This is a genomic window from Gluconobacter wancherniae NBRC 103581 (assembly GCF_007988885.1).
Classification (GTDB): domain Bacteria; phylum Pseudomonadota; class Alphaproteobacteria; order Acetobacterales; family Acetobacteraceae; genus Gluconobacter; species Gluconobacter wancherniae.
Window position 1 is genome coordinate 1,460,028 of the sequence record NZ_BJUZ01000001.1, and the last position, 14,384, is coordinate 1,474,411.

The window sequence follows — 14,384 nt, forward strand, 5'->3', positions numbered from 1 at the left end:
ATGTTGGCATTCCTCCGCCCACGCGTCCATGCCTCTCAGGCTGGCCTGATTTTTTCTACAAAGCGCGAAATTCGCTCGCATGCCTCATCAAGCTGAGCATCCGAAGCTGCACAGGACAAACGAAGATACGGGCTGTAGCCAAATGCTGATCCGGGCACTGTCGCCACGTGCGCCTCATCAAGAAGTGCCTCGGCAAAAGCGACATCATCCGTAAGCACGCGACCTCCCCCAGACACACCACCTATCAAGGATGCAATGCCGGGATACGCATAAAATGCGCCCTCAGGCATCTCGCAAGTAACGCCAGCAATCGCCCTGAGGACTGCGACAACACGATTACGTCGCGTCTCGTATGTCTGACGCATGACCTCAATTCGGGAGAAATCCCCATCAAGTGCGGCAACGGAACCGGCCTGAGCCAACGTGCACACACCGGACGTCACGTTCCCCTGAACAGCAACCATTGCGCTGATCAGCGTCTTGGGCCCGCATGCGAACCCAACCCGCCAACCCGTCATGGCATAGGCTTTAGCCACACCATTTACGATCAGTATCCTGTCCGCCAGATCAGGCGCAACGCTCAGAAGCGACAGATGGCGCCGCCCGTCGAACGTCAGATGTTCGTAAATTTCGTCGCACATCACCAGAACATGCGGAGCCTCACGAAGAACCCCCGCAATTGCTTCCAGATCTTCCTTCTCCAGAATGGCGCCTGTCGGATTATTAGGGAAATTAAGTACAATCCATCGCGTCTTGGGTGTTATCGCTGCTTTGATAACCTCCGCACGCGGGCGGAAACGATCCTCCTCCGCGCACGAGATTTCAACAGGAACACCGCCGAGCATCCGCGCGATCAACGGATAACTGACCCAGTATGGCGCAGGTACAATCACCTCATCGCCAATTTCGAGTGTCGCCATGAAAGCATTGAAAATGACCTGCTTGCCGCCATTGGCAACCATGATCCGATCAGACGTCGCTTCGATGGCATTATCACGCCGAAATTTCCGGATAATCGCTTCAATCAGCGCTTTCTGCCCCGGAATGGGCGGATATCCGGTATCTCCAGCCTGCGCAGAGTGATACGCGGCTTCAATAGCTTCTGGCGGAGACGGAAAATCCGGCTGGCCTAGAGCCAGTGAAATCACATCCGCTCCCTCAGCCCGCAGTTCCCGCGCACGCGCAGCCATGGCAATGGTTGCGGGTTGGGGAAGTGTCGCCAGTCGGGATGCGATATGAACCGTCACGACAACCCCTTACAGAAGCTCTGAATCCGCGCACAGGCTTCTCGCAACAGCTCTGTAGACGTCGCATATGACACACGGAAATAACCCGGTGTCAGGAATGCAGCGCCATGCACTGCCGCCACGCCGGTCTCCTCAAGCAGGGCCGTAACAAAAGCCTCGTCGCTATCGATCCGCGCTCCCCCACGAGACGTTTTTCCAAGTGTCCCCTGCATGGATGGAAATACGTAAAAAGCACCCTCAGGTGTGTGACAGCTTAGACCGGGCGCTTCATTCAGCATCGACACCACAAGATTGCGACGCTCCTGATATACCGAGACCATCTCAGCGATAAAGTCCTGTGGCCCGGAAACTGCCGCCAGAGCCGCAGCCTGTGCGATCGAGCATGGGTTGCTTGTGCTCTGCCCCTGTAGCTTCACCAGTTGTTTCGTCAAAGATACGGGTGCCGCCGAAAATCCAATCCGCCAGCCTGTCATGGCATAGGCCTTAGACACACCGTTCATGGTTACGGTTCGGTCTCGCAGGCGCGGTTCAACCTGCACGATTGTCTTGGCTACAAAGCCGTCATAGGCGAGCTTTGCGTAAATATCGTCCGTAAAAACCCAGACATGCGGATAATCAAGCAGCACATCCGTCAGGGCACGCAGTTCGTCTTCTGTGTAAGCCGCTCCAGTAGGATTACAGGGGGAGTTCAGCATAACCCATTTTGTGCGTGGCGTGATCGCCCAACGAAGCTGGTTTGCCGTGAGTTTGAAACCATTCTCTGGCTTTGTCTGAACAACGACAGGCTTGCCGTCTGCCAATGAAACAATGTCCGGATAAGAAACCCATGCCGGCGCCGGAACAATGACCTCGTCTCCTGCATTTAGTGTTGCAGTCATCACATTATAAATGACCTGCTTTCCACCAGTTGAAACACAGATTTCGTCCGCGGTGTAATCAAGGCCAAAGTCGTTGTTCAGGCGATCGGCAACGGCCTTTCGTAGCGTCTGGGTTCCCGCAACATCCGTATATTTTGTCTCGCCAGCCCTGATGGCTGCAATAGCAGCCTCTTTGATAAACTCTGGCGTATCAAAATCAGGCTCACCTGCAGAAAGACTGATGATGTCGCGGCCTTCAGCTTTGAGGGCACGAGCTTTCTGAGTAATAGCAATGGTCTGACTGGGAAGAATTCTGTTCAGACGGTCGGCAATGAAAGGCATGACTGATTCCCGGATGTCATCGTTGACACCCGGACCCTACCCGCCAGACATCGACTTTGACCACACCCCAATTGCATAGCAGGCAACCTGAACAGCAAAATATAACCCGGCAGAATACGCATCCCACCGGGGTTCTTTAACTTTAGGCGAGCTTTTCCATTTCACGCAGAACAGCTTGACCCATCATTTCGGTACCAACACGTGCCATGCCCGGAGACATGATATCAGCCGTACGCAAACCTGTCGCAAGGACGTTGGAAACAGCCTGCTCAATGAGATCTGCATCATCAGAACGGTTCAGTGAATAACGCAGGAGCATTGCAAACGACAGGATTTGAGCCAGAGGATTAGCAATCCCCTGCCCTGCGATATCGGGCGCGCTACCATGAATTGGCTCGTAAAGCGCATTACGCTTGCCGTCTTCCCGCACAACGCCAAGCGTTGCAGATGGAAGCATGCCCAAAGACCCGGTAAGCATGGAAGCCAGATCGGAAAGGATATCGCCAAAGAGATTACCGGTCACGATCACATCAAACTGGTTCGGATTACGAACCAACTGCATGGCACAGTTGTCCGCCAGCATGTGGGACAATTCAACGTCCTGATACTCGCGCTTGTGCAGATCAGTCACGACCTCCTTCCACAGAAGGCCGCTTTCCATCACGTTACATTTCTCTACGGAGCACACACGGTTGTCGCGTTTGCGTGCGAGATCAAAGGCCACACGAGCAACGCGCTCAATTTCCGCCGTCGTATAAACTTCAGTATTGATACCGCGGCGGCCGCCATCCGGGAGCGTCTCGATACCGCGAGGCTCACCAAAATAGATCCCGCCAACCGTCTCGCGAACGATCATAATATCGAGCCCGCGCACGACATCTGCCTTCAGGGCAGATGCATCGATCAGCGCATCGAAAAGCTGAGCAGGACGCAGATTTGCAAAAAGCTCAAGCTCCTTACGCAGCTTGAGAATAGCCACTTCGGGGCGCTTGTCGAAACCTACGTGACTCCATGCCGGATCTCCGACAGAGCCAAACAGAATAGCATCGGACTGCTTGGCAAGATCGATGACTTCGTCACGAATGGGAACACCGTGTGCAGCAAGGGAAGCCGCACCAACCAGTTCTTCCGTAATCTCAAGACGGAGCCCGCGGTTAACACCAAGCCAATGCACAATACGTGCGACTTCGCGCATGACCTCGGGGCCAATACCGTCTCCGGCAAGAACGAGAAGCTTGTGGGCTTCACTCATTTCGTTGTCTCCATGGTGATGGACGGCACCCATGCCCGGCTTGCCTGATGCTCGAATGTATTGATGGCGTCGTCGTGAGCCATGGTCTGCCCGATATCGTCCAACCCTTCGAGCAGAAGGTGGCGACGGAAAGGGTCAACGTCAAACGATACAGTTTCTCCATCCGGGCGAATAATAACCTGCTTCTCAAGATCAACCGTCAGGCGGGAGTTGCTACCCTGCCGCGCATCATCCATCAGCATTTCGCAGATTTCACGTGGCAGACGGATCGGCAGAATGCCGTTCTTGAAGCAGTTGTTATGAAAAATATCTGCAAAACTCGGCGCGATGACGCATCGGATACCAAAATCCAGCAACGCCCAAGGAGCATGCTCACGCGAAGATCCACATCCGAAATTATCGAGCGTAATCAGGATTTCCGCATGCCGGTATGGTTCCTGATTCAAAACAAACTCAGGCCGCTCAGCACCATTTCCGTCGTAGCGCTGGGCTGCAAAAGCATTTTTCCCAAGACCCGTACGCAGGATCGTCTTGAGAAAACGCGCAGGAATGATCTGATCGGTATCGATGTTTTCGTTCGGCATGGGCGCCGCAATGGCTGTCAGTTGCGTGAACTTATCCATTACACAGGCTCCCTGATCAGTTCCCTGACGTCACACAGCACGCCCGTAACAGCTGCTGCCGCAGCCATCGCGGGTGAACATAGATGTGTGCGACCGCCTGGCCCCTGCCGCCCCTCAAAATTTCGATTGGATGTAGAAGCACAACGCTGCCCCGGCGTCAGACGATCTGGGTTCATACCCAGACACATCGAACAACCCGCTTCCCGCCACTCAAAACCCGCGTCAAGGAAGATCTTGTCCAAACCCTCAGCTTCAGCCTCGCGCTTCACCAGACCAGAACCTGGAACGATCATCGCACGTACATTTGGCGCGACATGCCGCCCACGAACGATATCCGCGGCTGAGCGCAGGTCCTCGATCCTGCTATTCGTGCAGGAGCCAATGAACACCACATCAACAGGCGTACCTGCAATTTTCTGCCCTGCCTCAAGACCCATGTAATCCAGCGCACGTTGGACTTGAGCGGCTTGAGCTGGATCCTTGAAATCAGCTGGAGACGGGATAATCCCATCAACAGGAAGAACATCCTGCGGGCTATTTCCCCACGTTATCGACGGAACAATGTCTTCCGCACGCAGTGTAACTTCAGTGTCAAAATGAGCACCGTCATCTGACGCCAGTGTTCTCCAATACGCGCACGCCTGCTCAAACGCTTCACCCTTAGGTGCAAACGGACGGCCCTTCACATAGGAAAACGTTGTTTCATCCGGCGAAACCAGTCCAGCGCGCGCACCAGCCTCAATGGACATGTTGCAAAGCGTCATGCGCCCGGCCATGTCCAGATCCCGGATTGCAGAACCGGCAAATTCAATCACATGTCCCGTGCCGCCTGCGGTACCAATTCTGCCAATAATGGCAAGCATGATATCCTTGGCAGTGACACCCACGCCTGTTTTGCCTTCCACGAACACACGCATGTTCTTTGCGGGACGCTGTAAAAGCGTCTGCGTCGCAAGAACATGTTCGACCTCGGAAGTACCGATACCGAAAGCAAGGGAACCCATCGCACCATGCGTTGAGGTATGACTGTCGCCACAGACGATGGTCATACCTGGCAGAGAGATTCCCTGCTCTGGCCCGACAACGTGGACAATCCCCTGCGAGGCAGACAGTAACGGAAAATAGGGAACGCCGAATTCGGCGACATTGCGCTCAAGCGTTTCGATCTGAAGGCGGCTTTCCGGCTCTTCAATCGGCTTAGAACGGTCCGAGGTGGGGACGTTGTGATCAACCACCGCAACTGTTGCATCCGGACGACGCACAGGGCGCCCGGCCAACCGCAGGCCTTCGAAGGCCTGCGGGCTTGTCACCTCGTGAACAAGATGACGGTCGATGTAGAGGATGCATGTCCCGTCTTCGAGACGTTCTACAATGTGATCGTCCCAGATCTTGTCAAAAAGTGTTCTGGGCGAATTCGAAACCTGCATCCTGTCTACTCCCGACTTTACGAGGCGGCCTTGGCGCCATCCTTCGGTAGATCGCGCGGACGCTCCGCAATACGTGCGGACTTACCCGAACGACCACGCAGATAATAAAGCTTTGCACGACGAACCTTACCACGACGAACAACTTCGATGCTCGCAATGGACGGTGCATAAAGCGGGAATACGCGCTCGACGCCTTCACCGTTAGAAATCTTGCGAACCGTGAAGTTGCTGTTCAGCGCCTTGTTGGAACGGGCGATAACAACGCCTTCGAAGGTCTGCACGCGCTCACGCGTGCCTTCGACAACGCGAACGCCAACGCGCACGGTGTCACCAGCGATGAACTCGGGAACGGCACGGATTGCGGAAAGACGCTCGATCTCGCGCGCCTCATACTGCTGGATAATGTTCATGACCAAACTCCTGAAAACAAAACTCTTAATGAATCTGCTGCCGCGCAAGATACGCATCCCAGAGGTCCGGGCGACGTGCCTTTGTGACGGCGATTGACTGCTCGTGACGCCAGTTTGCAATGGCGCCATGATGACCGGAGAGCAGGACTTCAGGCGTTTCTCGCCCTTCCCACACTGCCGGCTTGGTATATTGCGGGTACTCTAGCAGACCGTCCGTGAAGCTCTCGTCCTGACCGCTGATATCAGATCCCATGACACCCGGCAGAAGCCGGACGCATGCATCAAGCAGCGCCAGTGCAGGAATTTCACCGCCGGACAATACGAAATCACCCATGCAGAACTGGTCGATTCCATGCTTTTCGAGCACACGCTCGTCCACACCTTCAAATCGACCACAGAGGACAACCACGCCTGGCCCGACGGAAAGACGCTCCGCATCCTCGTGCGTCATGCGACGGCCGCGGGGGGTGGGATAGACGATTGGACGGCCATCAAGCGCAGGAAGCGCATTAAGGGCTGAATCCAGAACATCTGCCCGCATCACCATGCCCGCACCACCGCCAAAGGGCGTATCGTCAACTGCACGGTGGCGCCCAAGTCCATGCATACGCAGATCATGCGCTTCGCAGGACCAGATTCCGCGCTCAAGTGCTCGTCCAGCGAGAGAAAACCCCAGCGGCCCCGGAAACATATCCGGGAACAGGCTGAGGATATCCGCTCGCCAGCTCATGCGCGCACCTGCACGTCGCCATCAAGGTCACCCTCGACTTCAACCATCGGCGGCGGGATCACCACAACCTGACGGCCTGCAAGATCAACATGCGGGACACAGGCCATCGTGAACGGTATGATCAATCCACGATCAATTTCGATGCTGACCCCAGCACCATAATCGTGAACGATTACGACCGTACCAAGCTCATCTCCAGCCTCGGAAACGGCGACCATACCAATCAGATCAGTATGATAGAATTCGTCTTCCTCGGCGGCGGGAAGCTGCTCACGCGCCACATACAAACGACGGTTGACCACGCGCTCCACAGCCGTCCGGTCCGAAACGGTCTGACCGTTCCGATCCGTCAGCGCAGCAACACCAGGCGATACCCACCGAACAACCCATTCTTCACCCTGCTCATCATGCAGCGTACCGAATTCCTCGACCGAAACCGGATCATCAGTGGCTGCATGCAGACGCACAAGGCCACGCACACCATGGGGGCGACCAATAGTGGCGACCAGTACATCGCTTTCAGGGTTAAAACGGGTCATTGCTCAGGCAGCCTACAAGATCAATGAATGATCAGGCTGCAGCAGCGGCAGAAGCAGCAGCGGCACGCTCCTGGGCGCGTTTCTTCGGAGCAGACTTCTTCGGCTGCTCACGATATTCCGGCTTCGGAGCCAGACCAGCGTTACCAAGAAAACGTGCAACGCGATCAGTTGCCTGTGCGCCATTGGAGAGCCAGTGCTTGATGCGCTCATCATTCAGGTTGATGCGATCTGCATGATCAGAAGGCAGCATCGGGTTGTAGGAACCAACCTTCTCAATGAAACGGCCGTCACGTGGGCTACGGCTGTCTGCAACAACGATGTGATAGTAAGGGCGCTTCTTGGCACCGGCGCGGGAAAGACGAATCTTGAGGCTCATGAAAAACTCCTGAACGATTAATTTTAAAAAACTATGGGCTGATCAGACGAAGGGAGGACGCCCACCGGGCTTACCCATCCCCTTCATCATATCACCCAGACCACCTGCCCCGCCCATGCTCCGCATCAGACCAGAAAGACCCATCTTGCTGATCCGCTTCATCATGGTGGACATATCGTCAAACTGCTTGAGCAAGCGGTTGACTTCCGGAACGGTGGTACCCGCCCCAGATGCAATCCGCTTCTTGCGAGATGCCTTGATGATCCCAGGAGTTTTGCGCTCCTGTTTGGTCATCGAAGAGATGATTGCCTTGTGACGCTTGAAGATCGACGTATCGATCTCCTTGTCACCCAACGCATCCTTGAGCTTCCCCATTCCAGGCAACATACCAAGAATGCCCGAGATCGATCCCATGCGATTGATCTGATCGATCTGGGAGACATAATCATCCAGATCAAACTTTCCGGCGAGCATCTTCTTGGCAACGCGCTCGCCTTCCTCGTGATCGAGCGTTTCAGACGCACGCTCCACGAGACCGGCGATATCACCCAACCCAAGAATACGGCCAGCCACACGCTCTGGGTGAAACTCCTCAAGAGCCTCCAGCTTTTCGCCAGAACCCGTCAGCTTGATTGGCGCACCCGTAATCGCCTTCATGGAAAGTGCGGCACCACCACGGGCGTCACCATCCATACGGCTCATAACAACGCCAGTAATTCCAACAGCCTCGTTAAAGGCTTTGGCGGTATTTACAGCGTCCTGCCCCGTCATGGCGTCAACGACCAACAGCGTTTCTGCCGGGTTCGTGACGGCCCGCACCTGACGGACCTCATCCATCAAAGTCTCATCGATAGACAGACGACCTGCCGTATCGAGAATGACGATGTCATATCCTTCGCGCCGACCAGTCTCCAGTGCGCGCTTCGCGATATCAACAGGCGATTGCTCGGCGACGATTGGCAGCGACACAACCAAACCGGTCTGCGCATTCACACGCTCAGCAAGTTGCTGAAGCTGGAGCTGAGCCGCAGGTCGCTGAACGTCCAAACTGGCCAGCAACACTTTCTTGCGTTCGCGCCCAGAAAGACGCAGCGCGATCTTGCCCGATGTGGTGGTTTTACCAGAACCCTGCAAACCAACCATCAACACCGGGACCGGCGCTGTTGCAGACAGATTCAGAGGAACTGCCCCTGCCCCGCCAAGAGCATCAATCAGTGCATCATTGACAATTTTTGCGACGGCTTGACCTGGAGAGACGCTTTCCAGCACCTCATGGCCGACAGCCCGTTCCCGCACTTTATTGACGAAATCACGAACAACAGGAAGCGCAACGTCTGCCTCAAGCATCGCCAGACGGACTTCGCGCATTGCCTCAGTGACATCACCTTCAGAGAGCTTTCCATTCTTGGAAAGTCCTTCGAGGACACCGGACATCTTGCCTGAAAGTTGTTCGAACAACGGGCCACCCTATGACAAACAAAAACACGCCACTGCGCGAGCCTTCGCGATGTGGCGTGTCCGAAAACAGGACCGATTTACTGCCTGCCGCAATATACGTCAAGCAGATTGATCCTTACCCCCCGATCAGGGAGCTTCAGGCTCTGGCGTATCGCTTTTTTTCATCAGCGCCCAGAGCTGTTCGTGCAGCGCCTTCATCTTATCTGCAGTCTCACGCGCCTGCTTTCTCTGAGCAGGCGTCAGCAGATCATGCAGCTTTTCCATAATCTCTAGCCTAGCCTGCTCTTCACGAACATGGAGAGCGTTTTCCTGACGCAGAAGATCCGCAAGCTTGGTGCGATCAAGTGCCCCTTCAGACATCAAGGCGTCCCCAATCTGCTCGTGCAGCGCACGGCCATCCTTGCGCAGTCCTGCATCATCTTTCTTTGCCTGCTCACTGATAATACGCCATTGCACCTTCTGCTCTGCCGTCAATTCAACACCCGGTGGCACAGGAAGATGGCCATGAGGCCCCATACCAGGGCCTCGCCCCCCCATCATCGGCGGTGGCACATCCTGCGCCGCAGCCATTACTGGCAGAAATGCCGTTCCAGCCAGCAGAAGGGCACTCCCCATGCCCATAAGAAATTTACCAGACATGATACGCTCCAGTTTATGCAAAACATTAGGGCACGCCACCGCGCCCTCCCCCCGAAGGTAAGCATGAAACCCTGTTACAGAGCTGCCACCCCCCGGTTTCGAAATGTGATCGTGCTGATTTTATGTAACTAACTGACATATCCTCCGAATTCCCCACTTGACGCTCCGGGCAAGACATAGCAAACCACGCCTCGTCGCCCACGAGGCGCGACTCCAGTCCTACTGGAGATGGAGAGGTGGCCGAGTGGTTGAAGGCAGCGGTCTTGAAAACCGCCGTGCGTGGAAGCGTACCGTGGGTTCGAATCCCACCCTCTCCGCCATATAAATCAAAAAATCCCAAATTTTTCAGGTAGTTATCTGATTTATCAAATCCATCCCACCTTGGGTTCCATCTTAAAAAATGCGTCATTGTCCGCCGCTTGGACGCGATATACGTCGTCTTGTAAATTTATCGATGCGGCTTGGAGGGTTCGAGGCACCGTAATTTACGAATTTTTTGGCAGTCAACTGGGATTAAGGTTCCAGATGATGATTTTCGCTCTGCGATTTAAGCAGGACGAGGGTTTCATGCTCTGGGTTGCTACGAGGCCGCGTTAATCCGCTCCAGAAAGAGGAAGCGGCGCATGTTGTAGACGATATTGGCCAGTCCGATCCTCATGGTGGCCCGGCTGATGCCGACTGTTCCGATAAATAGTCCGGCCTGTGATTTCTGATCGATGGAAACATGCAATTTGTGGCCAAAGAACGGAATGGCATGATCCGTTGACGGGATCGTCCCATCATCCTGCCGTTTTGCTTTGGTGAACTTCAGTGTCCAGCGCGCATGGCGATCCTTGTGGGACAATCTGGATGGCTTATCTTGCCAGCCTTCAGGAATACGCCCTGCCCGGAGGTCGGCTTCCTCAGTGTTGGTATTGCGCTGCTTTGGAGCGGCTACCACTGTTGCATCTAGGATCTGCCCCGACATCGGCAGATAGCCTGCGTTCCGCAGGGTTGTATCAAAGCGATTGAACAGTCTTTCAATAACTCCCGCCTGAGTCAGACGTTCACGGAACAGCCAGACCGCTTTGGCATCAGGCACCCGGTCCGACAGCCCCAGGCCAAGGAAACGCATGAATGACAGACGGTCGTTGATCAGATATTCCGTCCGTTCATCAGACAAATTGTTCAGCGTCTGGATCACCAGGATTTTTAATATCAGCACCGGATCAAATAGCGGTCGTCCGCCCTTGCTTCCATCGGAATACGCCAGGGTCTTTTCCTGATCAGGACGGAACGTTTCAAAATCCACAGTCCGGGAAAACGCTTCGAGCTGATCGCCAAGCCCGCTCAACCGAGCAAGCCGCTCTTCAACATCAAAAAATCCCGCCTGCTTCACGATCCATACTCCAATCAACGCAAGGAAAATGGAATCACAGAGCAGACCTCAAAACCAGAGGGTTTTTCGAACCATCCACCTTGAGGCATTCATGATATCGTGCCCTAATCAAGGCTGAAATGTTTAATCTTTACCATTCTTTATTTTTACACCTGTAAAAACAACAATCAGGAGATAAAATATGAATAATTATGTTAATTTGCGGAATAATTACTTATATCAACAGGAGATATCAACGTTTTCAGAAACACCAATCGATCATAGAAAAAACGGCAACTACAAATATAAAAAATCATTAGTCGCCTGCGCACGATGGGAAAATCAGTATATTGTCGAATGGGTTAATTATCATAAATCCATTGGATTTGATCATATATATATATATTGCAATGATGATGATCCTTCTTCTCTTTATGATAAACTAATTCCATTCCTATCTGGAGACAATCCATTCATAACATTCGTCCACTATAACTTAGTCGGATTACAGTTCCAAATGTATTTTCATTTTCTTTGGAAATATTCAACAGAAAATGAATGGATAATGTTTTTTGATATAGATGAATTCTTACTACTTAGAAACGTAGATAATATTGATAAATTTATTGTTAATTATGATAAATATGATGCGATATACTTTAATTGGTGCTCATTCGGAAATAACGGATACGAAACAAGACCAGAAGGAAGTGTATTAATCAATTACACAAAAAGGGAAGATGGAGCAACTCCATTTACAAAAATATTAATAAAAACAAATTCTATTCCATATAAAAAAATATATCAAATACCAAACGCACCTATAAATCATGACTATGTCGGATTAGATAAAGAAATAATTAGCTGCAATGTTCTCCATGAGGATATGCAAAATTATTATGAAAATTTTCCTGATTCCGCGTGGGAATATTTAAATAAAAATAACCGGAGACAAAGAATTATTGAAAAGGGATTTGTTGCTCATTTTAATATAAAATCAAATCAAGATTTTGAACTAAGAGTGAGTCGAAGTTTGGGAGGATCTTTTGCAACCCAAAAAATCTGGGGCCAACTGACAGAAGAGCAAAAAAAATCACACCATGCGATGACCAATGCTATTGAAGATAAATATCTCCACAATTATTGGCAATCTTATGTGAACAAAGCTTGGGATCATTCTCTTTTTCTACCTTCCGAATGGACGTTAATCTCCAAGGGGAAAAAAGCTTCTCAATCATCGACTGAGCATAATCGAACGATTGAAGAAGACGCTGAGGCTATCATCAGTGGTGAAATTTGGGCACGTGCTCAAAACCATACAAAATATGAAAAAAATCCATGGTGGGAAATAGATCTTCTTAATCATTTTAACGTACATGAAATCAGAATTTTCAACCGTATGGATGGTTGCTTAGAAAGAGTTAGTAACTTTTCGATAGAGATATCCACAGACCGACTTACATGGCATGAAATACATAGAAAAAATGATAATTTAATATATGGTGGAGCTGATGGATTTCCATATATATGGAGAAGCATTTCTGGTTATACTGCAAAATATTTGAAGATAATTATCATTGCTCCGGATGGCGGATATCTGCATTTTGATCAAGTTGAAATATACGGAAACATCATATCGTGAATTCTATTATTTAAGACCATTCCAAACTTATCGGATTGAATTCCAAAGAAAAGTCGGAATGTGCGTAAAGCTTCAAAAGAATACAAGCGAGCAGACAAAGCTTTGGATTGCAGTGACTTGGGGGGGGGGGGGCAAAAAACCTCTGGTTTTGAGCCTCCATGTGCAATTCCATTCCCCTGGCGTTGATTGGAGTATAGATCACAAAGTAGCCTGACTTCTTAGCAGTTGACAAACGGCTTGCGCGATTGAGCAGAAACGATAATTAACTTGAAGCGTTTTCTATAACTGTGATTTTTTAAGTCTTCCGTCCGGATCTGAACAAGGCTCTTGCATGTTCGAACGAAAACAGAAGAGGGGCACTCTTCATTCGATCGCTTTGATACGACCCTGAGCAACGCTGATTATCTACCAATGTCAGGCCAGATTTTAGACGTGGTACTAGTGGTTACTCCAAAGCAGCAACAATACCAACGCCTAGAAGGCAAATCTGCTTGAAGGGCGTATCCCACAAAACTAGGGCCTGCTAGGCCTTAAATAACAGAACGGACAGCATAGCTGCTTATGATGAGCATGGTGCAACCTGTCTTGTCTGATACCGCACGGTCCGCCTGAGGGCCTCTCATCGAAAAAAGTTCGTCCGAAGGGAAAAACCCCACCGAAGAGCCTTAGACGGACGATATCGATGATTTCTGGCGCCATCAAGACGGCGCGAAATGGCGTGCCACTGGAGTTTGGGCCATGGTGGATCGCGGCACAATTGTTCATTCGATGGTCGAAGCTCAGTGTATAGCAATGCATCTTTAACAAGATCAAAGATGAGGATCAGGCTCTGGGCATGCCCTTTCTTGATGGCACTACAACCCATGCTCACCACAAAGGGGCTATAGAGGACGCCGCAGAGATCGTAAGGCGCTTGGCCGGTCTACTTGGAGGCTTTGACTCCAAAGTCTGTGTAGCCGCGGATGCGCTTACAGGCATCGGCATCTGGTCGAAAACCTGTGGGCAAGGATCAAGGCATGATGGGCTGGCGCGACCTAATATAAGAAAACCCCCGCATCCTTCCTTTTCGTCATCCTCATCGCTGCCACAGCAGACTATATCAAACCTACCGGCGCCTAGCAGGGCAAGCCTTCAAAGCTATATCACAAAAATCGCTATGCGGGCTGGACACTGAAGTTTACCAAAGCCAAACGGCAAGATGGCGGAACGGTCCTCACAACGTATCTTGCTATTTTGTTCTTTGGCTACAGGTCGCATCTTTGCATAGAGCGCAAATTTTGGCTGGCCCGGAAATGGAAGACGATGGAGACCCCCTCCTGGAGAGGGTGAGCGCGTAGTAATCCAGCGTGGGTGTCCCCGATCTGCTCAAAATGCAAAGTGCAGATCAGCACAAAGCCTTAAAATTCAGATTTTTTAAGAAAATCTCAAGCCAACCGCAAAGTCCATTTAAACGGAAAGACGATCATCAACATTAAAAATATTAAC

Annotated in this window: 12 protein-coding genes, 1 tRNA gene and 3 pseudogenes; 4 read left to right on the forward strand and 12 right to left on the reverse strand. The window is 51.7% G+C overall.

Annotated features, from left to right (window positions below; genetic code table 11):
- Positions 1–35: 35 nt before the first annotated feature.
- From GWA01_RS06870 to GWA01_RS06920, 11 genes are all read right to left on the reverse strand, one after another.
- Positions 36–1,247 (reverse strand): pyridoxal phosphate-dependent aminotransferase, encoded by a 1,212-nt coding sequence (locus GWA01_RS06870; RefSeq protein ID WP_146795231.1) that lies wholly within the window; start codon positions 1,245–1,247, stop codon positions 36–38.
- The gene (locus GWA01_RS06875) at positions 1,244–2,446 is read right to left on the reverse strand and encodes a pyridoxal phosphate-dependent aminotransferase (RefSeq protein WP_146795233.1); all 1,203 of its coding nucleotides are present in this window, start codon (positions 2,444–2,446) and stop codon (positions 1,244–1,246) included. The genes GWA01_RS06870 and GWA01_RS06875 overlap by 4 nt, the downstream gene beginning before the upstream one ends.
- A gap of 142 nt (positions 2,447–2,588) precedes the next feature.
- Positions 2,589–3,698, reverse strand: a complete 1,110-nt coding sequence (gene leuB, locus GWA01_RS06880) for a 3-isopropylmalate dehydrogenase (protein WP_146795235.1) — start codon at positions 3,696–3,698, stop codon at positions 2,589–2,591.
- Entirely contained in the window at positions 3,695–4,321 is a 627-nt protein-coding gene (leuD, locus tag GWA01_RS06885) for a 3-isopropylmalate dehydratase small subunit (protein WP_146795237.1), read from the reverse strand. The genes leuB and leuD overlap by 4 nt, the downstream gene beginning before the upstream one ends.
- A complete protein-coding gene (gene leuC, locus GWA01_RS06890; protein WP_146795239.1) occupies positions 4,321–5,748 on the reverse strand; it encodes a 3-isopropylmalate dehydratase large subunit in 1,428 nt (475 codons plus the stop codon). Before leuC ends, leuD begins: the two co-directional genes overlap by 1 nt.
- 17 nt (positions 5,749–5,765) lie before the next feature.
- Positions 5,766–6,158 carry a 50S ribosomal protein L19 gene (rplS, locus tag GWA01_RS06895; protein ID WP_146795241.1) on the reverse strand — a complete coding sequence of 131 codons (393 nt, stop codon included), beginning with the start codon at positions 6,156–6,158 and terminating at the stop codon, positions 5,766–5,768.
- Between the two features lie 25 nt (positions 6,159–6,183).
- Entirely contained in the window at positions 6,184–6,888 is a 705-nt protein-coding gene (gene trmD, locus GWA01_RS06900; protein ID WP_146795243.1) for a tRNA (guanosine(37)-N1)-methyltransferase TrmD, read from the reverse strand.
- Entirely contained in the window at positions 6,885–7,427 is a 543-nt protein-coding gene (gene rimM / locus GWA01_RS06905; RefSeq protein ID WP_146795246.1) for a ribosome maturation factor RimM, read from the reverse strand. Before rimM ends, trmD begins: the two co-directional genes overlap by 4 nt.
- 31 nt (positions 7,428–7,458) lie before the next feature.
- A complete protein-coding gene (rpsP, locus tag GWA01_RS06910) occupies positions 7,459–7,803 on the reverse strand; it encodes a 30S ribosomal protein S16 (RefSeq protein ID WP_146795248.1) in 345 nt (114 codons plus the stop codon).
- 42 nt (positions 7,804–7,845) lie between these two features.
- Positions 7,846–9,261: a signal recognition particle protein gene (ffh, locus tag GWA01_RS06915; RefSeq protein WP_146795251.1), complete on the reverse strand. Its 1,416-nt coding sequence runs from the start codon at positions 9,259–9,261 to the stop codon at positions 7,846–7,848.
- Between the two features lie 126 nt (positions 9,262–9,387).
- Positions 9,388–9,900 carry a Spy/CpxP family protein refolding chaperone gene (locus GWA01_RS06920; protein WP_146795253.1) on the reverse strand — a complete coding sequence of 171 codons (513 nt, stop codon included), beginning with the start codon at positions 9,898–9,900 and terminating at the stop codon, positions 9,388–9,390.
- A gap of 230 nt (positions 9,901–10,130) precedes the next feature.
- Here GWA01_RS06920 and GWA01_RS06925 point away from each other — a divergent pair.
- Positions 10,131–10,220, forward strand: a tRNA-Ser gene (locus GWA01_RS06925).
- Positions 10,221–10,606: 386 nt separating this feature from the next.
- On the opposite strand, the pseudogene GWA01_RS06930 reads toward GWA01_RS06925, so the two are convergent.
- Positions 10,607–11,281, reverse strand: a pseudogene (locus GWA01_RS06930) (transposase); the annotation flags it as partial.
- A gap of 178 nt (positions 11,282–11,459) precedes the next feature.
- Between GWA01_RS06930 and GWA01_RS06935 the strand changes: the two are divergent.
- The 3 genes and pseudogenes from GWA01_RS06935 to GWA01_RS13245 all read left to right on the forward strand — a co-directional run.
- On the forward strand, positions 11,460–12,899 hold the full coding sequence (locus tag GWA01_RS06935) for a glycosyltransferase family 2 protein (RefSeq protein WP_146795257.1): 1,440 nt from the start codon (positions 11,460–11,462) through the stop codon (positions 12,897–12,899).
- Between the two features lie 245 nt (positions 12,900–13,144).
- Positions 13,145–13,374: pseudogene (locus GWA01_RS13240) on the forward strand (IS5/IS1182 family transposase); the annotation flags it as partial.
- 644 nt (positions 13,375–14,018) lie between these two features.
- Positions 14,019–14,201 (forward strand): annotated as a pseudogene (locus GWA01_RS13245) (IS5/IS1182 family transposase); the annotation flags it as partial.
- Positions 14,202–14,384: the final 183 nt, after the last annotated feature.

Coding starts and splice junctions, on each gene's coding strand:
- GWA01_RS06875 (WP_146795233.1), bottom strand. CDS start 2,446: ATGCCTTTCATTGCCGACCGTCTGAACAGAATTCTTCCCAGTCAGACC.
- leuB (WP_146795235.1), bottom strand. CDS start 3,698: ATGAGTGAAGCCCACAAGCTTCTCGTTCTTGCCGGAGACGGTATTGGC.
- leuD (WP_146795237.1), bottom strand. CDS start 4,321: ATGGATAAGTTCACGCAACTGACAGCCATTGCGGCGCCCATGCCGAAC.
- leuC (WP_146795239.1), bottom strand. CDS start 5,748: ATGCAGGTTTCGAATTCGCCCAGAACACTTTTTGACAAGATCTGGGAC.
- rplS (WP_146795241.1), bottom strand. CDS start 6,158: ATGAACATTATCCAGCAGTATGAGGCGCGCGAGATCGAGCGTCTTTCC.
- trmD (WP_146795243.1), bottom strand. CDS start 6,888: ATGAGCTGGCGAGCGGATATCCTCAGCCTGTTCCCGGATATGTTTCCG.
- rimM (WP_146795246.1), bottom strand. CDS start 7,427: ATGACCCGTTTTAACCCTGAAAGCGATGTACTGGTCGCCACTATTGGT.
- rpsP (WP_146795248.1), bottom strand. CDS start 7,803: ATGAGCCTCAAGATTCGTCTTTCCCGCGCCGGTGCCAAGAAGCGCCCT.
- GWA01_RS06920 (WP_146795253.1), bottom strand. CDS start 9,900: ATGTCTGGTAAATTTCTTATGGGCATGGGGAGTGCCCTTCTGCTGGCT.
- GWA01_RS06935 (WP_146795257.1), top strand. CDS start 11,460: ATGAATAATTATGTTAATTTGCGGAATAATTACTTATATCAACAGGAG.